Raw genomic sequence first — 20,032 nt, forward strand, 5'->3', positions numbered from 1 at the left:
ACGGCCGGCCTCGTGTCGGCCGTTTTATGGGGAGTTCACAGTGAAACCGGTCAAAGTAGGCATCTGTGGGTTAGGGACCGTCGGTGGCGGAACCTTCAACGTACTTCAGCGCAACGCCGAGGAAATTGCTCGTCGTGCCGGGCGTGGAATCGAAGTGGCACAAATTGCCATGCGCACGCCAAAGCCTCAGTTCCAGACGACCGGTATTGCGATTACCAACGATGTCTTCGAAGTGGCCACGAACCCTGAGATCGACATCGTCATAGAGCTGATGGGCGGCTATACCGTTGCCCGCGAGCTGGTACTCAAGGCCATCGAGAATGGCAAGCATGTGGTCACCGCGAACAAGGCTCTGATTGCCGTTCACGGTAATGAAATTTTCGCCAAGGCACGTGAGAAAGGCGTCATCGTGGCGTTCGAAGCGGCCGTGGCCGGTGGCATTCCGGTGATCAAGGCGATCCGCGAAGGCCTGTCCGCCAACCGTATCAACTGGGTGGCCGGGATCATCAACGGCACCGGCAACTTCATCCTCACCGAAATGCGCGAGAAGGGTCGCACCTTCGAAGACGTGCTGGCCGAAGCCCAGGCGCTGGGTTATGCCGAAGCCGATCCGACCTTCGACGTTGAAGGCATCGACGCCGCGCATAAGCTGACGATCCTGGCCTCGATCGCGTTCGGCATTCCGCTGCAATTCGACAAGGCTTACACCGAAGGCATCACCAAGCTGACCACCGCCGACGTGAACTACGCCGAAGCCCTGGGCTACCGCATCAAGCACCTCGGCGTGGCCCGCAGCACGGCTGCCGGCATCGAGTTGCGCGTCCACCCGACGCTGATCCCGGCCGATCGTCTGATCGCCAACGTCAACGGCGTGATGAACGCGGTGATGGTCAACGGCGACGCTGCCGGTTCGACCCTGTTCTACGGCGCTGGCGCCGGCATGGAGCCGACCGCTTCGTCGGTGATCGCCGACCTGGTGGACGTGGTTCGCGCCATGACCTCCGACCCGGAAAACCGCGTTCCGCACCTGGCCTTCCAGCCGGATTCGCTGTCGGCCCATCCGATCCTGCCGATCGAAGCCTGCGAAAGCGCTTACTACCTGCGCATCCAGGCCAAGGACCATCCGGGCGTTCTGGCCCAGGTGGCGAGCATCCTGTCGGAGCGTGGCATCAACATCGAGTCGATCATGCAGAAGGAAGTCGAGGAGCACGATGGCCTGGTGCCGATGATCCTGCTGACCCATCGTGTGCTGGAGCAGCACATCAACGACGCCATCGCCGCCCTCGAAGCGCTGGCGGGTGTGGTCGGTCCGGTTGTGCGGATCCGTGTCGAGTCCCTGAACTAAGCCGTTATCGAGCACCGGGTCCGCGTGGCCCGGTGCTGCGAACACTGTCCATTGGAGTCAGTCATGCGTTACATCAGTACCCGCGGCCAGGCACCGGCCCTGAATTTCGAAGACGTCCTGCTGGCTGGCCTTGCCACCGACGGTGGTCTGTACGTCCCGGAAAACCTGCCACGCTTCACCCAGGAAGAAATCGCTTCCTGGGCGGGCCTGCCGTACCACGAACTGGCCTTCCGGGTGATGCGTCCGTTCGTGACCGGCAGCATCCCGGATGCCGATTTCAAAAAGATCCTTGAAGAAACCTACGGTGTGTTCTCGCACAACGCCGTCGCGCCGTTGCGCCAACTGAACGGCAACGAATGGGTGATGGAGCTGTTCCACGGCCCGACCCTGGCGTTCAAGGACTTCGCCCTGCAACTGCTCGGTCGCCTGCTCGACTACGTGCTGGAAAAGCGCGGCGAGCGCGTGGTGATCGTCGGTGCCACCTCCGGTGATACCGGCTCGGCGGCCATCGAAGGTTGCAAGCACTGCGAAAACGTCGACATCTTCATCCTGCACCCGCACAACCGTGTGTCCGAAGTGCAGCGCCGGCAGATGACCACCATCCTCGGTGAAAACATCCACAACATCGCCATCGAAGGCAACTTCGACGACTGCCAGGAAATGGTCAAGGCGAGTTTCGCCGACCAGAGCTTCCTCAAGGGCACGCGTCTGGTCGCGGTGAACTCGATCAACTGGGCGCGGATCATGGCCCAGATCGTTTACTACTTCCACGCAGCGCTGCAATTGGGCGGCCCGGCGCGTTCGGTGTCGTTCTCGGTGCCGACCGGCAACTTCGGCGACATCTTCGCCGGCTACCTGGCACGCAACATGGGTCTGCCGATCAACCAGTTGATCGTCGCCACCAACCGCAATGACATCCTGCACCGCTTCATGAGCGGCAACCAGTACGTCAAGGAAACCCTGCACGCCACCCTGTCGCCGTCGATGGACATCATGGTGTCGTCGAACTTCGAACGCCTGCTGTTCGACCTGCACGGTCGCAACGGCGCGGCGATTGCCGGGCTGATGGACTCGTTCAAGCAGGGCGGCGGCTTCAGCGTCGAACAGGAACGCTGGACCGAAGCACGCAAGCTGTTCGACTCCCTGGCCGTGGACGATGCGCAAACCTGCGAAACCATCGCCGAAGTCTTTGCCCAGACCGGTGAAGTGCTGGATCCGCACACCGCCATCGGCGTGAAGGCCGCGCGTGAATGCCGTCGCAGCCTGGACATCCCGATGGTGATTCTGGGAACGGCCCACCCGGTCAAATTCCCTGACGCGGTGGAAAAGGCCGGTGTAGGAAAAGCTCTCGAACTCCCTGCACATCTTTCTGATTTGTTTGAGAGAGAAGAGCGCTGCACCGTTCTGGCAAATGAGCTGAAAGCCGTGCAGGCCTTTGTCAGCCAGCATGGCAATCGCGGCAAGCCGCTTTAAGCCCGAAAAGCTGTCACATTTTGAAGCCCGTCTCCTGACGGGCTTTTTTGTTTCTGCTGCCACACTGCTCGGGTTTTCACCCTTGAAGGACGGGTGACTCCATCACGAAGGAAGTGGCAATGCTGTTTGAAAGAGCAATGAAATCGACGCTTGGCCGGTTGTGTCTGGTGCTGGTGTTGGGGGCAACACCCGGGAGCGAGGCCGCGCAACTGGCGCTGCATGATCAGGAGCCACTCAACGTCGCTCCGATCGAACTGGATGAGGCGGAGTACCAGTGGATTCGGGATCACCCCGAGGTGACTGTCGCGGCGGTGCAATACCCGCTGTATCTGTTCCTGGATGAACACGGTCACTGGAGCGGTCTGAACAACGATGTCCTGCGGCGCATCAGCGCCATGACCGGCCTGCGATTCGTCTATCAGGAATCGTTTTCCACCGATCAGATGCTCGAACGCCTGGAGAGCGGAGCGGCGGACATCAGCACGACCCTGGCGATGAACGATCAGCGCAAGGCGTTCCTGGATTTCAGTCATGCCTTTGGCGGGGCTGGCTGGGTGTTCGTCGGGCGCCGGGGGGCACCCGAGGTGAACGCCCTGGAGCAACTGGCCAAGCGGGTACTGGTGCTTCCGGCCAGGCATGCACTGGAAGATTCCATACGTCGCGATTACCCCGCCATCGAAGTCCGTTCGGTAAAGACCTATGCCGAAGCCCGGGCGCTGGTCGAAAGCGGTGAGGCTTACGCCACCATTGAGAACGAGACGGGCGCCCAACTCTATCCATCGGGTCTGCTCAAGGTCGGTGCCCTGGTCGAGGGCAAGTGGGAGGCCGATCACCTGGCCGTGCGTAAGGGCCAGCCCGAGCTGCTGAGTATCCTTAACAAGGCGCTGGAGGCGTTCCACGCCAGCGAACTGCGCGCGATCCGCATGAAATGGCTGAGCGGCGTCGTGCCTGCTGCTGTGCCGACGCTCTGGCAACGCCTTACGCAATGGGGCTGTTGGGGCATGCTGGTGGTCAGCGTGTTCGGGGTGTTGTCGTTGCTGTGGAACCGTCGGCTGACCGCCGAGGTCAAGCAGCGCTGTGACGTGGAGCGCAACCTGAGTGACCAGTTGGCATTTCAGCGCGCGTTGATCGACGCCATGCCGGACCCGGTGTTCGTGCGGGATTTGCAGGGGCGTCTGATCCTGTGCAACAGAAGTTACGAGGAGGCGTTGTCGGTTCGTTTCGATCAGGTGCAGGGACGCCTGTTGATCGAGGTCGACGCGTTGCCGGAGTCGACCGCGCGAATGCTGCACGGTGAATTCATGATCCAGCTGCGCACGCGCAAGACGCGTTTCAGCACGCGCCAGTTGCTGTTCAAGAGCGGCGTGCATGAGGTCTATCAGTGGACGGTGCCGTTTTTCAGTGCCGACGGCGAGTTACGCGGGCTGGTGGGAGGCTGGACGGATATCACCCAGCGCAGGGCGGAAAGCGGTTGTCAGTGTCTGCTTTGAAAATCAGAAAATTCCTATGCAAAGCACCTCCTTTTCCGATGGGAGGCCCGGATTGGCTGCCCTACAGTGATCGCCAATTGCGGTGAGACGCCGCGTTTGCCGTTGCAGAGGTCGCCATGCGCTCGCTTAAAGTCCTGATTCTCGAACCCAATCCCTTCCAGTTGATGGCCCTGCATCAGATGCTCAATGCAATCGGCATTTATGACGTGCTGACGGCGCCGACCCTGACCTCGGCGCTAACCTCGCTGGAGCGGCGCGGGGCGGTCGACATCGTGATTTGCGATCCGCAATTGAAGGGCGGGGAAGGCATGGCGTTGATTCGCCATGTGGCGCTGGAGCGGGCGACGCAGTCGGTGATCCTGCTGGGCAACGTGGCGCCGAGCCTGCTCAGTGACCTGCGCAGGCTGTTGCAGGATCATCAACTGCACTTGCTGGGTTGGTTGCATACGCCGGTGTCGGCGGTCCTGATGAGGGCGCTGCTGGACACTTACCTGCAGCAACGAGTGCAGGTCGTCGGCGTCTGAGGGCGTGGTTGTTTTTCTGTCATCTTCACTCGGCATGCTCTGACAGGACGGTGTCTTTCCAGGGTGCAGCCCGACGATCAGAACTTTCTTCTCGGGCCGGTGGTCATTTACTGTGAGCACGCCCCAGGCACTTTGTTTTCGGACTAATGAGTGGAGATCGAGATGGAAAGTATCAGTCTATTGCTCGGTGAGGCTCTAAGCCCGTATCAGGTGACGTTGACCCCTTGCGGTGCCCATGGCGAATGCCTGGTCACCTTGAGGAACGGCAGCGGTGCCATTGCGGTGGAACGCGAATTCAATCAAGCGCAGTTGAGCGACAAACGCCAGCTGACCGATGTGGTCGATGGTCTGCACCGAGACGTGCTGATTGCCGAAGGCCGGCTTGAGCCTTGTGTGATCGCAGCGCTGCGCAACGCCGCCGGGGACAAGCAACCACTGGTTGTCTGAAACGGATTTGTATTTTGTGGGAACCTTCCTGCATCCCGGTCAGTCAGACCCCATAACAGCAGGATCAAGCATTGTGCTCCGGTGCTTGTCGCTTGCTGCTACGGGTCTTTGATACAGGCCACGTTTAACCCCGAGTCGTCTCCCCACTTCTCGGGGTTTCTTTTTGCCCGGATTTCACTGCGCGGCCTGTTGTTCGAAGAATATCCGCGACTGCTCCAGGTAATCCGTGCGCATGTCCGGGTCCAGCCATTCGGCATAGCTTTGATCCACCGGCTCGTGGGGCAGCGTGCGCAGCAGGTGGTTGATTTCATGGATCGCCTGCCGTCCCTGGGTGGTGTCGGTGCATGCGATGTGGGTCGACAGGTATTTGCCCGTGCCCTGAACCGGAAAGAACACCAGCCCGTTTTCGTCAATATCGGCCTGCAGCGCCTGATAGCGAATCTCCGGCCAGTAGCCCAGGACCACCTGCAGGCGCCCCAGATGTTGCATCGACAGCAGATTGCGCAATGCGTCATTTCCGTAGTGTGGGGTCAGTGAACCGCTGGGTGCCTGTTTCAGCAGTTCATCCAGATAACCGCCATAACTGCGTTCAGCCACCACGCCGACTTTTCTCTCGCCGTTTGCCAGAAAGGCCTTCAGGTCGACTTCGCCATCAACGAGAAACGGCTCCAGCACTGCGCGATCTTTCTGACGAACCACCAGACCATTGCTGACAGCGCGAAACGCCGGAATGGAAAAGACCATCCATTGCGCCCGTTCCTTGTTCCACAGCAGCGAGGGGTCACAGGCGAAGGGGTTTTCGTGCAGCATCTGCATGCCGCGAGCGCGGTTGACCCGCATCAGGGTATGTTCGTACTGCGGCATGCCGGCAATCAGCATCGGCAGCAATTGATCGACGACCCCCTGGCCTTTTTTCGGGCCTTCGAAAATCGTCAGTGGCGGGAGGTCGCGCAACAGCCAGATCAGCGTCGGTTTAGCCTCGGCCCAGGCCGGCAGGATCAACAGAAAAAGCAGGCCGAACGACCGCCACGTCCACCAGTGGTGGGCGCGGTTGCTGGCGGAGGGCTGCCGGTGCTTCAGCTTAAATGGCTCCGTCTTCGCGCAGCCGGGCGATCTGCTTCTCGTCGTAGCCAAGATCGTGGAGTACCTGCGCATTGTGTTCACCGAGCGTGGGGCCGACCCATTCGGACGAGCCGGGTGTCTCAGAGAGTTTCGGCACAATGCCCGGCATCTTGAAGGGTTTGCCGTCCGGTAGCCTGGCGTGGAGGAACATTTCCCGCGCCAGGTATTGTGGATCGTTGAACATGTCTTCGGCGCTGAAGATCCGGCTGGCCGGCACATCGGCCTGGTTCAACAGATCGAGCACGCTCTGCAGCGGCAGCGAATTGACCCAGCGGTCGATCACCCCGTACAGCTCGTCGCGGCGGGCATCGCGCCCGTCGTTGCTCGCCAGGGCCGGGTCGTTGGCCAGGTCTTCGCGGCCGATAATCAGCATGAAGCGCTTGAAGATCGCATCGCCGTTGGCGCCGATCTGCACATGCTTTCCGTCGGCGCTGGTGTGGATCGACGAGGGCGTGATGCCGGGCATGATGTTACCGGTGCGCTCGCGGATGAAACCGAACACGTCGAACTCCGGGACCATGCTTTCCATCATGGCGAAGATGGCTTCGTACAGCGCCACATCGACGACCTGGCCGAGACCGCCATTGACCTCACGATGACGCAGAGCCATCAAGGCACCGATCACGCCCCACAGCGCGGCGATCGAGTCGCCGATGGAAATCCCGGTGCGCACCGGCGGGCGGTCGTCGAACCCGGTGATGTAGCGTAGCCCGCCCATGGATTCGCCGACCGCGCCGAAACCGGGTTGATCCTTCATCGGCCCGGTCTGGCCGAAGCCGGAGAGGCGCACCATGACCAGTTTCGGATTCAGTGCGTGCAGGGTTTCCCAGCTCAGGCCGAGCTTTTCCAGTACACCGGGGCGGAAGTTCTCGATCAGGATGTCGGCTTCGCCCAACAGCTTTTTCAGGATCGCCAAACCGTCGGGGTGTTTCAGGTTCAGGGTCAGGGATTTTTTGTTGCGTGCCTGGACGAACCACCACAGCGAGGTGCCCTCATACAATTTGCGCCACTTGCGCAGTGGATCGCCGCCGTCCGGCGACTCGATCTTGATCACTTCGGCGCCGAACTCGCCGCAGATGCGCGAGGCAAACGGCCCGGCAATCAATGTACCCAGTTCAATGACTTTCAGACCACTGAGCGGTTTGTTGGCGAACGGCATGGGAAATCCTGTAGGACAAGGCTGATCGGATAGAGCGTTTTAACATAGCCGGCTGTCAGTCGCGCAAGGTTGATCGCCATCAATTCGTTGATTGCCTACGGCATCGGTTAGACTTGCCGACTTTCCCCGTCTCAAGAAGCCCGTTCATGGCCCAGCCGTCCACCACCTACAAATACGAACTGAACCTCACCGACCTCGACCGTGGCGTCTACGAGACCGTGAAGCAGACCATCGCCCGTCACCCTTCGGAAACCGAAGAGCGCATGACCGTGCGACTGCTGGCCTACGCCCTCTGGTACAACGAACTGCTGTCGTTTGGCCGTGGTCTGTCGGACGTGGATGAACCTGCATTGTGGGAAAAGAGCCTGGACGACCGTGTCCTGCACTGGATCGAAGTCGGCCAGCCGGACGCCGATCGCCTGACCTGGTGCTCGCGTCGCACCGAGCGCACCAGCCTGCTGGCCTACGGCAGCCTGCGGGTCTGGGAAGGCAAGGTGATCCCGGCGATCAAGACCTTGAAGAACGTCAACATCGCCGCTGTTCCTCAGGAAGTGCTGGAGACCCTGGCCAAGGACATGCCCCGCGTCATCAAGTGGGACGTGATGATTAGCGAAGGGACGATCTTCGTCACCGACGATCGTGGTCAGCACGAAGTGCAGCTGGAATGGTTGCAGGGCGAGCGCGGCTGAGGCTGCATCACTCCCGGAAAAATCCCACATATTTTAGAGAAGCTCCTGTCACACCATGCGTATCGAACCTCGCCAGTTGCCCGCCACCCTGCCATTTCTCGGTGACCTGCCACCGCTGCTGACCCGCCTGTACGCGGCGCGGGGCGTGCAGTCCGAGGTGGAGCTGGACAAGAGCCTGGCGCGGCTGATCCCGTTCCAGCAGCTCAAGGGCATCGATGCGGCGGTGGATCTGCTGGTGACGGCGCTGGAGCAGCGCCAGCGCATCCTGATCGTTGGCGATTTCGACGCCGACGGCGCCACGGCGAGTACCGTGGGCATGCTCGGTTTGCGCCTGCTGGGCGCGGCGCATGTCGACTATCTGGTGCCGAACCGCTTTGAATACGGTTACGGTCTGACCCCGGAAATCGTCGAAGTCGCGCTGACCCGCGAGCCGCAGTTGCTGATCACGGTCGACAACGGCATTTCCAGCGTCGACGGCGTGGCCGCCGCCAGACGTGCCGGGCTCAAGGTTCTGATCACTGACCACCACTTGCCCGGCGATGAACTGCCGCAGGCGGATGCGCTGGTCAATCCGAACCAGCCGGGTTGCGAATTTCCGAGCAAGGCGTTGGCCGGGGTCGGGGTGATTTTCTATGTGTTGATGGCGTTGCGCGCGCGTCTGCGCAGCCTCGGCTGGTACGAGAGCAAACCGCAACCGAACATCGGCGAACTGCTGGATCTGGTGGCGCTGGGCAGCGTCGCCGACGTGGTGCCGCTGGACGCCAACAACCGGATTCTGGTGCATCAGGGGCTGGAACGGATTCGCGCCGGGCGCGCGCGGCCGGGGATCAAGGCCATCCTCGAAGTCGCCAAGCGTGACGCCTCGCGCATCACTTCCACCGACCTGGGGTTCATCGTCGGCCCGCGCCTGAACGCCGCCGGACGCCTGGATGACATGAGCCTGGGCATCGAATGCCTGCTGACCCATGACGCCACGCTGGCGCGGGAAATGGCCGCGCAACTGGACGGCATGAACCAGGACCGCAAATCCATCGAGCAGGGCATGCAGCGTGAGGCGCTGGCTCAGCTCAAGGACTTGCCGGTCGAGTCGATGCCATTCGGCCTGTGCCTGTTCGATCCGGAATGGCACCAGGGCGTCATCGGCATCCTCGCCTCGCGGATGAAAGAGCGTTATCACCGCCCGACCATCGCCTTTGCCGATGCTGGCGACGGCCTGCTCAAGGGCTCGGGACGCTCGGTGCAGGGCTTCCATATTCGCGATGCGTTGAGCGTGGTGGCGGCGCAGCACCCGGAGTTGATCAGCAAGTACGGCGGCCACGCGATGGCGGCCGGTCTGACCTTGCCGCAGGAGAATTTTCCGTTGTTCGCCGAGGCATTCGACGCCGAAGTGCGTAGGCAACTTCGCGAAGAAGACCTCACCGGACGCCTGCTGTCGGACGGCACCCTGGCAGTCGAGGAGTTTCACCTCGAACTGGCCCGCGCCCTGCGTCACGCCGGTCCCTGGGGCCAGCATTTCCCGGAGCCGCTGTTTCACGGCGTGTTCCAGTTGGTGGAGCAGCGGGTGGTCGGCGAGCGGCACCTGAAAGTGGTGCTGAAGAGCGAGTGTGGTTCGGTGAAGCTCGACGGTATTGCCTTCGGCATCGACCGCGACATCTGGCCGAATCCGACGATCAAATGGGTGGAACTGGCCTACAAACTCGATCTCAACGAGTTTCGCGGCAATGAAACCGTGCAACTGATGATTGCCCACATCGAACCGCGTTGAGTCCTTCGTGAGCAGGCCCGCTCCCACAGGTCATGTACCGGCCGGGTGGGAGTGGGCTTGCCTGCCAAAGCGGCATTTCAGACACCGAATCACTCGGAACCCTCCGTCATCCCCGGATGTCGACTAGGCTCTAAGCACTGCTTGATTGGCCTTGTGACGTCTTGTCGAATTTTTTGCCCGCGGGGGCGGGTGCTGCACCTTTTTCCTGTCACTCGTCGACTATTCAAACAGAACCCTGGAGCCTGCCCACTGATTCGAGAGGTGCCCCATGAGTCTGCTGCTTGAACCCTTTACCCTTCGCCAACTGACCCTGTCCAACCGCATCGCCGTCTCGCCCATGTGCCAGTATTCCAGCGTCGACGGCCTGGCCAACGACTGGCATCTGGTACATCTCGGCAGCCGCGCGGTGGGCGGTGCCGGCCTGGTGTTCACGGAAGCCACGGCGGTTACCGCCGACGGGCGGATCACCGCCGAAGACCTTGGCTTGTGGAACGACGAACAGATCGCACCGCTGCAACGCATCACCCGTTTCATCACCGCCCAGGGCGCGGTGGCCGGCATTCAACTGGCCCACGCCGGGCGCAAGGCCAGCACCCATCGCCCGTGGATCGGCAAGCATGGCAGCGTCAAACCGGACGATGGCGGCTGGACCCCGGTCGGGCCATCGCCGATTGCCTTCGATCCGCAACACACACAACCGAAACAACTGGATGAGGGGCAGATCGCCGAGGTCATCCAGGCCTTTGTCGATGCCGCCAAACGCGCGTTGACCGCCGGTTTCAAAGTCGTGGAAGTCCATGCGGCGCACGGTTATCTGTTGCACCAGTTTCTTTCGCCCTTGAGTAATCAGCGCCGTGATCAGTACGGCGGGTCCTTTGAAAATCGCATCCGCCTGGTGCTGCAAGTCACCGAAGCCGTGCGCGCGGTATGGCCGGAGGAATTGCCGGTGTTCGTGCGGGTGTCGGCCACCGATTGGGTCGAGGACGGCTGGAACCCGGATGAAACCGTAGAGCTGGCGCGACGCCTGAAAGCCTTGGGGACCGACCTGATCGACGTCTCGTCCGGCGGCACGGCGGCGAACGCGGAAATTCCGGTCGGACCGGGTTACCAGACACGCTTCGCCGAACGGGTGCGCAAGGAGTCAGGTGTCGCCACTGGCACCGTGGGCATGATTACCGAGCCGGCGCAGGCCGAACACATTCTGCGTACCTGCCAGGCCGACATCATCTTCCTCGCCCGCGAACTGCTGCGCGATCCGTACTGGCCGCTGCACGCCGATGACGACCTGGGCGGGCGCAAGGCGACCTGGCCGGCTCAGTATCAACGGGCGACCCATCGCGATCAGCCGATTCATGAGTCTGATTTGCGCGATTGAGTGAACGCCAGACAGCAAAAAGCCCCAGCCAGTGATGGTTGGGGCTTTTTGCTTGATGGAGGCAGCGACGCCGTCTCGGCGTCTCAGACCCTTACGGGTATTTGCGCTTGTCCGGCGCCGGCGGGAAATACTGGTACAGCCAGGTTTCGCTCAGCGTGCGGTCGTTGGTGCGGATGAACAGCCGCAGCTCCACCGGATCCGTGCTGTCGTTGGTTGGATACCAGTCGAACAGAATCCGGTAACCCTTGATCTCGTCCAGCACCAGCACGCTGAAGTCCTGCACCTTGCCGTTGGAGCAAGTCACCACCGGCTCGATCCCGGTGCCCTGCGGCAAGCGCTCCAGACCGCCGCCGGTGAAGTCCACGGCAAAACGCCGCGCCCAGACCGGCGGGTAATGCTCGCCCGGTGCCCAGCCTTCGGTGAACCCGCCCATGCCGGAACGGGTCGCGTGTACCCGCGCCAGCGGCGTGCCGACCGGTGGCAAGGCGCTCCAGTAGAGCTTGTAGCCGTAGTTCAGCGAGTCGCCGGCGGCCACCGGTTTTTTCGGTGTCCAGAACGCGACGATGTTATCCAGCGTCTCGCCGGTTGTCGGAATTTCCAGCAGATCGACGGAGCCTTCGCCCCAGGCGGTCGTAGGTTCTACCCACAGGCTCGGGCGCCGGCTGTACCAGTCGACGGTGTCCTGATAGTTGGCGAATTCGTGGTCAGTCTGCACCAGGCCGAACCCCTTCGGATCCTTGTCGGCGAAGGCGTTGAATTGCAGGGTCGCCGGGTTGTTCAGCGGGCGGCAGATCCACTCGCCGTTGCCGCGCCACATGGCCAGGCGGTCGGAGTCGTGGATTTGCGGGTGGATGGTGTCGCACATGCGGCGTTCGTGCGTGCCGCAACTGAACATGCTGGTCATCGGCGCGATGCCCAGTTGTTCGATGGCGGTGCGCGCATTGATGTGGGCGTCGATTTCCATCACCACGCGCTCGGCCTGGCAATCGATGTCGAAACGATAGGCACCGGTGGCGCTCGGCGAGTCGAGCAGGGCGTAGACCACGAAACGGGTGGCATTCTGATCCGGGGTCTCGAACCAGAACTTGGTGAAGTCAGGGAATTCCTCGCGCTTCTTGGCGTAGGTATCGACGGCCAGACCGCGCGCCGAGAGGCCATATTGGCCAGTGGCGTCCACCGCGCGGAAGTAGCTCGCGCCGAGGAACGACACCACGTCATGGCGATCCAGCTCCGGCGCCTTGAACAGCTTGAAGCCGGCAAACCCCAGGTCGCCCTTGAGCTGCTGGGTGTCGACCGAAGTGTTTTCGTAGTTGAACAGTTTCGGGCGGAAGTGCACTTCACGCGCGGTGCGGGTCTTGGGATCGACGCTGTACATGCGCACCGGCTGGCGGAAACCCATGCCGACGTGGAAAAACTGCACGTCGAGCTGACCCTTGTTTTCCTTCCAGAGTGAATGCTCGCCGTCGTAGCGGATCGCGTTGAAGTTCTGCGGGGTCATGGTCGCCAGGGTCGGCGGCAACACCTGTTTGGTGTCCTGATAAGCCGTGCCGGCCAGTTGCTTGGCCTGGCGCTTGAGCGCTTCGAAATCGAACGCCTGGGCTTCACCGTCGGCGGCACCGCCCTCGGCGGCCCAGGCACGGGCGGCGAGCAGGCCGGAGGCCGAGAGGCCGGTGTAAGCCGCAATGGCCATCGACGCTTTGAGCAAATTCCTGCGGTGCATAAATACAACCTGTCGTGAGCAATCCCGCGCCGTTCCTGGCACGTACTGGATCAGAAATTACGGTTCGGACAAGCCTTCGGCCAAACGCTATGGACTATACACAGATGCCCGCTAGCTTAATCCGTTCGCCGGCTTTGCAAAATTCGTAGATAGCAAAGCCGAAGTGTCTCAATGAAACAAGACGTTACGGTTAAACATCCGACAGGGTTTTCTGATTTAGAGGGCATTTCTGCTTTTCTCGACTAATTACTCTAAAAACCACTTTTCAGCGTCGATTTAATTTCTATCCTATGGGCATCACCGGTTCGACTTATCCAGCCGGTAGGGCTCAAATCGCTGCTGAAAAGGAGCAGGGCGATGCGGTTTTCCAGACATTCTTGACGTATCAGAGAAGGACATCGTCCATGGCAAAAGTACAAGGCATCACCGAAATGCTGGGCATCTTTCCTTGCCTTTCAAACGTGCGGCGAAGGCGCCGGCTCAGTCCTGATGAACTGAAACTGGTGGAGCGGTATCGGGAGTTGTCGGAAAGCGACCGGATCGCGATGCGGTATCTGGTGGATGCGATGCGGAGTGTTTCGCGGTTTTGAGAGAGGGTTACCGTGAAAGCCATTTGGCTTTCACGGTAACCAGATCAATCAACTTACCCGCATCAGCATCGGCGAGGCCGACATTGATTGCGTGCAGATGCTCGGCAACCGCGCATTGTTTGAGGAATTTTTGCAGGTAGTCTTCAGCAAAACCCTCGTCGCTCGGGATGATTTCGAGAATGGGCGGTAGTGCAGGGATGGCGTTGTGCATCTGTTCGGGACTCGGTCAGAAATTGGTCGAGGTAGAGGGTGAACATTGAAGGGGGCGGACTCTGGAGTTCGCCCCCTTTTTCATTGGCCCAAGTGAGGCCGTCAGCTGCACGTCCCCGATGCCTGATATGGCTGCTGGCCGAGTATCAACTCAGGCATATCACGCCATTTCACCCAGGCCTGTTGTTGCCAGTGCAACAGCGGGACGGTGACGCCGGCCCAATGCACTGAACTCAGACTCGGGCCGTTCTGCTCAGGTGTTGAGCCGGTTTCTCGCAACATCGGAATGACTTCATTGCTCAGCCATTCGCGCAGGTTGCGGTTTTCCGGGATGAAATGGTGGACCAGAAGCGCGTAAACGCCGGATTCGCTGACCATCGGTGTTTCTACAACTTCGCCGTCCTTGCGCAGCTGGACGGTGCAGCGTTGGTCGGGGTCGAGTTTCAGGGTGACACGTGGGTTCAAGGGATGGCCCATCATGCGGCCCAGATCCTGAGCGCAGAACCAGGCTTGGTGATCGAGCAGGAGAGTGTGGAGGAAGCGGTTGTGGCGGGTGAAAACAGTAGGGATAAAGTGCGTCTGGGTTGCTGGTGAGTTTGGCGCGTGCATAGTCAATTTCTACTCCATGTTGAAATGAGAGCCGCCACTAATCCTTCGAAAGATTTGGGTGGCGAACCGTGCGGCGTTCGAAGTCGGAACATTCTCGATCAACATGGAAGCCGAGAGGCCCGCGCCACACGGTCCGCCATAACGCGAAACTGAAAGGCAAAAAGCCTCGGTTTCTATGGAGGACGCAGTTGCGCCATATTGATGATGTACCGGCTTCGACCCCGGGCCGCTGATTGGGCAGCGACGGGATAAAGCCTATCGGTCAGGCGCTAGCGGCGCCAAGTCTACTCTGTCGACGCAGTTCGTAGGAATTGATGGTTTGTCACGAAGGTGGCGTCTGTAGGAATTTCCTGTTTTTGCATGTCCCGCAGAGAGACTGCACCTGAGCCGCATTTTTTCCTTTATTTATTCGAATCCAAGGAATGAACTGCAGGTTTTCTCCATGCTGATCGAATTTTCAGTTTCCAATTACCGCTCGTTCCGAGACAGGCAAACCTTGTCCATGACGGCGAGCCCCCGTTTGAGCAAAACGCGCAACACGTTCAAATCACCCGTCCACGCGGAAAAGCTTCCCGACTTATTGAAGGTCGCCGCCATCTACGGTCCTAACGCTTCGGGCAAGTCATCCTTGATCCGGGCGATGGGTGTCGTGGGACGCTTGCTGGCGACTGCCGCCGGTTCCAATGACGAGGTGCTTCCCGCTTCTGCCTTTCGCTTCGATGACACGCTTAAAGAGGCCCCCAGCGTCTTTGAATACGACTTCATCCAGGACGGGATGCGTTATCGGTTCGTGCTCGGTTTGAATGCGCGACGAATTGTTCAGGAGCAGTTGCTCGTCTACCCCAAGGGCAAGGAAACGCTTCTGTATCACCGCCAGTTTGATGAGCATGGCGACCATTACATCTTTGGTAAAACCCTTGAAGGTGGCAAGGAGGTGCATAACGCCTGGCGCCGGCTGACCAATCCGAAAATGCTGTTTATTGCGCAGGCCGTGGCAAACAGCAGTGAAGAACTGAACCAGTTGCGGGCACCATTTGGCTGGTTTCAATCGGGTCTGTTGGTGATTGAACAAAACAACATGCCGGGGTTATCAACAGCCTCGATTCGGTTTCTGCAAATGGTCAAAAACCACACAGGCGATCTGCGTGATTTTCTAAGTGCACTGGATATTCCGGTATCGGCCATTCACCTCAGTTCAGAGGATGCAGCAGTGTGCCCGGACAATAGAAAACTGACTTTGAAAGAGTTTTTTGCAGCTGCGCAAAAGGACAAAGTGACTCTTACGCATTCCACGGTCTCGGGCGCTGCGCAATTCGACTTTTCGGAAGAATCATGCGGCACAAAGAACCTGATCGGCTTCTGGTTGCCCTGGTTCATGATGAATCAGGCCGGTGGCAGCGGGATTCTGTGTGTCGATGAACTGGACAGCAGTCTCCACCCCGAAATCGTCGCGGACTTGATCGGTAAACACCTCGACAGTGGTCTGCAAACGCAACTGATCTTCACCACACATGACACGCACTTGATGAATGAAAAGATTCTTCGCCGGGATCAGTTCTGGATAACGGAGCGTGATGCTCATGGCGCGACGAGTCTGTTTTCCGTTCACGACTTTGAAGGCCGGGAAAGCGAGGATGTGGAGAAGCGCTATTTCGAAGGTCGTTATCGCGGGTTACCGCTGCTCAGGCGAGGTTGAAGATGGGAAGTTCGAGCAAGTCGTTTGAACGCAAGGCGTCCCGTTTCAAGGCGCAACCCCGGGTGTTGGTGTTGTGTGAAGACAGCCAGTCCGGGAAGCGCTATCTGGAGGAGGCTGCGTTTTACTTCCGGGCCAGAGCGCAGGTTGAAATTGTGCATTGCGGTGTTACACATCCGAGCGGAATCGTTGAGCGGGCGATTGTGCGCCAAGACTGTTTCGACAAAGTCTTCTGCGTATTGGATCGCGATACTCACCCATGTTTCGAGCGTGCTTTGAACGCGGTGAAGTCGCATCCAAGAATCAAGGTCATCGCATCGTATCCATGTTTCGAGTTCTGGCTTCTGCTGCACTTTGGTTTCAGTCGCAAGCCTTTCCGAGCTGTTGGGAAAAACTCGCCGGGCGAATTGGTTACCAAGAGCCTGAGGGCAAAACCGAATATGGAAAAATATGAAAAAGGCAGGAACACAAGCTACTTCACTCAACTGCTGGGTGAGCCATTTCGAGTGGCGAGGGCTCAGGCGCCGAAAGTGCTTGAGGATGTCGTTCTGAGTGGCGAACCCAATCCAAGTACCGAAATTCATCTATTGATGGATGAGTTCGAAACACTTTCCAGGCCTCAACTGATCTAGCCACAAACGCTGCCCGCATCCTTGCGGGCAGTTACTTTATTTAACGCCCGACTTTCCAAGCATCCCCAGCCGGCGCCTTCCCATGGTCATACGGCTTGCCAATCCACATGTATACCAACCCCAGCCCAATTACGATTACCGTACTCAGCACCATCGCGTAGTTGATGTACCACGCTGCATCCGGCGTGCGGGGCCAGGCCATGTTGATGATTGCGCCGACGCCGTACACCAGCGCGCCGATGTTCACCGGCCAGCCCCAGGCGCCGAGGGTGAATTTGCCACTCGGTTTCCAGCCTTTGCTGCGAGCGTACAGAGCCGCCAGGACGATCATCTGGAACGCGAGGTAGATGCCGATGGCGGCGAAGCTGACGATGGTCGCCACGGCGTCTTGCAGGAAGAAGCCGAGGGCGATGATCAGGGCCGGCAGGACGCCGGACACGAACAGCGCGGCAACCGGCACTTGTGTCGTAGGAGAAATCTTTTTCAGCAGTCGGCTGCCGATGACCATTTCGTCCCGGGCGTAGGAGTACAGCAGACGACTCGCCGCTGCTTGCAGGCTGATGACGCAGGAGATGAAGGAAATCATCACCACGCCCATCACCAGTTTCGAACCGACCGGGCCGAAGGCGTTGTTGAGGATGGTGGTGACCGGGTCCTTGTCGGTGCCGTTGATGACCGCTTGCATGTCCGGCACGGCGAGGATCAGCGCCAGGCAGGCGAACATCGCTGCGATGCCGCCGATGTAGATGGTCATGCGCATGGCCACCGGGATTTTCTTGCTCGGGTTCGGGGTTTCTTCGGCGACGTCGCCACAGGCCTCGAAGCCGTAGTAGAGGAACATTCCCGCCAGCGAGGCGGTGAGGAATGCCGGCAGGTAGGAGCCGTCGACGCTGATGTCGAAGGTGTTGAACAGCACGCTGATGGGTTGATGACGCTCGAAGATCAGCAGGTACACGCCGACGATCACCGCGCCGACCAGTTCGCAGAGGAAGCCGAACATGGCGATCCGCGCCAGGGTCTTGGTGCCGCTGAGGTTGACCAGCGTGGCGAACAAGGTCAACAGCAGGGCGATGACGATGTTGGTGTTGTTGCTCGGTTCAAAACCCATCATCGCGGCCAGGTACGGGCCGGCGCCGACCGCAACGGCAGCAATCGTCACGCAGAGTGCGATGGAGTAGATCCAGCCGACCATCCACGCCCATTTTTTGCCCACCAGACGGCGTGCCCACGGATAAACGCCGCCGGAAATCGGGAACTGCGAAACCACTTCGCCGAAGATCAGGCACACCAGCAACTGGCCGCAACCGACCAGCAAGTAGGCCCAGAACATCGGTGGGCCACCCGCCGCCAGGCACAGGCCGAACAGGGTATAAACCCCTACGACCGGTGACAGATAAGTGAAGCCCAAAGCGAAGTTTTCCCACAGGCTCATGCTGCGGTTGAAGTTGGAGGTGTAGCCCAGTTGACGCAGTTGTTCGGCATCGCTGTCGGCGACAGCGCTCGAGAGATCGGGTGATGCACTCATGGGGTTGCTCCGTGAAATCGGCAGATTTCGGATAGCCGAAACCGTGGCGGGGCGCAAAGGCGCCGCCCGGATCGGTGGTTATTGTTTTGAATGCCTGGTGATGCGTGGTGACGGTTTCTGCCTTGAAACCGAGGTGATGCCCTAGCGGGCTTGCCCGCGAAGCTGCTAAAGATTCAGTGCTTGAACATCACATGCCGAACCGTGGTGTAGTCCTCCAACCCATACATGGACATGTCCTTGCCATAGCCGGACAGTTTCTGACCGCCGTGAGGCATTTCGCTGACAAGCATGAAGTGGGTATTCACCCAGGTGCAGCCGTACTGCAAGCGCGCCGACATCCGATGGGCGCGTCCGACATCCGCCGTCCACACCGAGGACGCCAGGCCGTAGTCCGAATCGTTGGCCCACTCCAGCGCCTGCGCTTCGTCGTTGAATTTGGTTACCGACACCACGGGCCCGAACACCTCGCGGCGGACGATTTCGTCGTCCTGCTGAGCGTCGGCCAGCACGGTGGGCTCAAAGAAGAACCCGTTGCCCTCAACTGCCTTGCCGCCGGTAATCAAGCGAATGTGCGGCTGCGCCACGGCGCGTTCGACGAACCCGGCGACGCGGTCACGGTGTTGCGCGGTAATCAGCGGCCCGAGTTCGGTGGAGGGATCATTCTGCACGCCGTACTTGATGCTGCTGACCGCTGCGCCGAGCTTCTCGACGAACTTGTCATAGATGCCTTGCTGGGCGTAGATCCGGCAAGCGGCGGTGCAGTCCTGGCCGGCGTTGTAAAAACCGAAGGTGCGGATGCCTTCGACGGCGGCATCGATGTCGGCATCGTCGAAGATGATCACCGGTGCCTTGCCGCCCAGTTCCATGTGCATGCGTTTGACGCTGTCGGCGGTACTGGAAATGATGTTCGAGCCGGTGGCGATCGAGCCGGTGAGCGACACCATGCGCACCTTCGGGTGGGTCACCAACGGGCTGCCCACCGATGGCCCACGGCCAAACACCAGATTGAGTACGCCGGCCGGGAAAATTTCCGACGCCAGTTCAACCAGACGCAACGCGGTCAGCGGGGTTTGTTCCGAGGGCTTGAGCACCACGGTATTACCGGCGGCGAGGGCCGGGGCGATTTTCCAGGCGACCATCATCAGCGGGTAGTTCCACGGCGCGATGGAGGCGATCACGCCGACCGGATCGCGGCGGATCATCGAGGTGTGACCGGGCAGGTATTCGCCGCCGGCCGAACCGCTCATGCAACGGCTGGCGCCAGCGAAGAAGCGGAACACGTCGGCGATGGCCGGGATCTCGTCGTTCAGCGCGGCGCTGTAGGGCTTGCCGCAGTTGTCCGACTCCAGTTTCGCCAGTTCCTCGCCATGGGCTTCGATGGCGTCGGCCAGTTTGAGCAGCAACAGAGAGCGGTCTTTCGGTGCGGTCTGCGACCACTCGGCGAACGCGCTGTCAGCGGCGCGCACGGCGGCGTCGACCTGGGCCTCGCTGGCTTCGTTGATTTCCACCAGCACTTCGCCGAGCGCCGGGTTGAGCACCGGTTGCGCCGGGCCTTCGCCGTTGACCAATTGGCCGTTGATCAAGAGTTGGGTTTGCATGGTTTGTCCTCACTGGCACTTTTATTTTTCTGCTGAAACCGAATCCCGCAAGGGATGATGGCGGTG

The 20,032-nt window shown here is 60.1% G+C and carries 18 protein-coding genes; 11 read left to right on the forward strand and 7 right to left on the reverse strand.

Features of this window, described 5'->3' with window-relative positions; translation table 11 throughout:
- Positions 1-40 precede the first annotated feature (40 nt).
- The 5 genes from N8H74_RS14125 to N8H74_RS14145 all read left to right on the forward strand — a co-directional run bounded on the left by N8H74_RS14125 (position 41) and on the right by N8H74_RS14145 (position 5,279).
- The gene (locus N8H74_RS14125) at positions 41-1,345 is read left to right on the forward strand and encodes a homoserine dehydrogenase (protein ID WP_217832359.1); all 1,305 of its coding nucleotides are present in this window, start codon (positions 41-43) and stop codon (positions 1,343-1,345) included.
- 63 nt (positions 1,346-1,408) lie between these two features.
- Entirely contained in the window at positions 1,409-2,818 is a 1,410-nt protein-coding gene (gene thrC / locus N8H74_RS14130; RefSeq protein ID WP_217832360.1) for a threonine synthase, read from the forward strand.
- A gap of 119 nt (positions 2,819-2,937) precedes the next feature.
- Positions 2,938-4,308 (forward strand): transporter substrate-binding domain-containing protein, encoded by a 1,371-nt coding sequence (locus N8H74_RS14135; protein ID WP_262148273.1) that lies wholly within the window; start codon positions 2,938-2,940, stop codon positions 4,306-4,308.
- Positions 4,309-4,424: 116 nt separating this feature from the next.
- The gene (locus N8H74_RS14140) at positions 4,425-4,832 is read left to right on the forward strand and encodes a response regulator (protein ID WP_217832362.1); all 408 of its coding nucleotides are present in this window, start codon (positions 4,425-4,427) and stop codon (positions 4,830-4,832) included.
- A 162-nt stretch (positions 4,833-4,994) separates the two neighbouring features.
- Complete coding sequence (locus tag N8H74_RS14145) at positions 4,995-5,279, forward strand: DUF3509 domain-containing protein (protein WP_217832363.1); 285 nt, start codon at positions 4,995-4,997, stop codon at positions 5,277-5,279.
- 174 nt (positions 5,280-5,453) lie between these two features.
- On the opposite strand, the gene N8H74_RS14150 is transcribed toward N8H74_RS14145, so the two are convergent.
- Together N8H74_RS14150 and N8H74_RS14155 are read right to left on the reverse strand one after the other, a co-directional pair.
- A complete protein-coding gene (locus N8H74_RS14150) occupies positions 5,454-6,434 on the reverse strand; it encodes a TIGR02285 family protein (protein WP_217832410.1) in 981 nt (326 codons plus the stop codon).
- Positions 6,361-7,560, reverse strand: coding sequence for a CaiB/BaiF CoA-transferase family protein (locus N8H74_RS14155; protein WP_217832364.1), 1,200 nt, complete (start codon positions 7,558-7,560; stop codon positions 6,361-6,363). The genes N8H74_RS14150 and N8H74_RS14155 overlap by 74 nt, the downstream gene beginning before the upstream one ends.
- A 146-nt stretch (positions 7,561-7,706) precedes the next feature.
- On the opposite strand from N8H74_RS14155, the gene N8H74_RS14160 reads away from it, so the two are divergent.
- From N8H74_RS14160 to N8H74_RS14170, 3 genes are all read left to right on the forward strand, one after another.
- Positions 7,707-8,249: a YaeQ family protein gene (locus N8H74_RS14160; protein ID WP_217832365.1), complete on the forward strand. Its 543-nt coding sequence runs from the start codon at positions 7,707-7,709 to the stop codon at positions 8,247-8,249.
- Between the two features lie 55 nt (positions 8,250-8,304).
- Positions 8,305-10,014: a single-stranded-DNA-specific exonuclease RecJ gene (gene recJ / locus N8H74_RS14165; RefSeq protein WP_217832366.1), complete on the forward strand. Its 1,710-nt coding sequence runs from the start codon at positions 8,305-8,307 to the stop codon at positions 10,012-10,014.
- Between the two features lie 268 nt (positions 10,015-10,282).
- A complete protein-coding gene (locus N8H74_RS14170) occupies positions 10,283-11,389 on the forward strand; it encodes an NADH:flavin oxidoreductase/NADH oxidase (RefSeq protein ID WP_217832367.1) in 1,107 nt (368 codons plus the stop codon).
- A gap of 91 nt (positions 11,390-11,480) precedes the next feature.
- Here the strand turns inward: N8H74_RS14170 and N8H74_RS14175 are convergent, their stop codons facing one another.
- Positions 11,481-13,109 (reverse strand): glucan biosynthesis protein D, encoded by a 1,629-nt coding sequence (locus N8H74_RS14175; protein WP_262148279.1) that lies wholly within the window; start codon positions 13,107-13,109, stop codon positions 11,481-11,483.
- 404 nt (positions 13,110-13,513) lie between these two features.
- Between N8H74_RS14175 and N8H74_RS14180 the strand changes: the two genes are divergently transcribed.
- Entirely contained in the window at positions 13,514-13,699 is a 186-nt protein-coding gene (locus N8H74_RS14180) for a hypothetical protein (protein WP_217832369.1), read from the forward strand.
- Positions 13,700-13,706: 7 nt separating this feature from the next.
- Here the strand turns inward: N8H74_RS14180 and N8H74_RS14185 are convergent, their stop codons facing one another.
- Positions 13,707-13,910 (reverse strand): hypothetical protein, encoded by a 204-nt coding sequence (locus N8H74_RS14185; RefSeq protein ID WP_217832370.1) that lies wholly within the window; start codon positions 13,908-13,910, stop codon positions 13,707-13,709.
- A gap of 101 nt (positions 13,911-14,011) precedes the next feature.
- Positions 14,012-14,518, reverse strand: a complete 507-nt coding sequence (locus tag N8H74_RS14190; protein WP_262148529.1) for a Bro-N domain-containing protein — start codon at positions 14,516-14,518, stop codon at positions 14,012-14,014.
- Between the two features lie 442 nt (positions 14,519-14,960).
- Between N8H74_RS14190 and N8H74_RS14195 the strand changes: the two genes are divergently transcribed.
- Positions 14,961-16,214 carry an ATP-binding protein gene (locus tag N8H74_RS14195; protein ID WP_262148282.1) on the forward strand — a complete coding sequence of 418 codons (1,254 nt, stop codon included), beginning with the start codon at positions 14,961-14,963 and terminating at the stop codon, positions 16,212-16,214.
- 2 nt (positions 16,215-16,216) lie between these two features.
- A complete protein-coding gene (locus N8H74_RS14200) occupies positions 16,217-16,843 on the forward strand; it encodes an RloB family protein (protein WP_262148283.1) in 627 nt (208 codons plus the stop codon).
- Between the two features lie 40 nt (positions 16,844-16,883).
- Here the strand turns inward: N8H74_RS14200 and N8H74_RS14205 are convergent, their stop codons facing one another.
- Both N8H74_RS14205 and N8H74_RS14210 read right to left on the reverse strand, forming a co-directional pair.
- A complete protein-coding gene (locus tag N8H74_RS14205; RefSeq protein WP_262148285.1) occupies positions 16,884-18,368 on the reverse strand; it encodes an amino acid permease in 1,485 nt (494 codons plus the stop codon).
- Between the two features lie 173 nt (positions 18,369-18,541).
- Positions 18,542-19,966, reverse strand: coding sequence for a gamma-aminobutyraldehyde dehydrogenase (locus N8H74_RS14210; protein ID WP_262148287.1), 1,425 nt, complete (start codon positions 19,964-19,966; stop codon positions 18,542-18,544).
- Positions 19,967-20,032: the final 66 nt, after the last annotated feature.

It is taken from the genome of Pseudomonas sp. B2M1-30, assembly GCF_025447575.1.
GTDB lineage: Bacteria > Pseudomonadota > Gammaproteobacteria > Pseudomonadales > Pseudomonadaceae > Aquipseudomonas > Aquipseudomonas botevensis.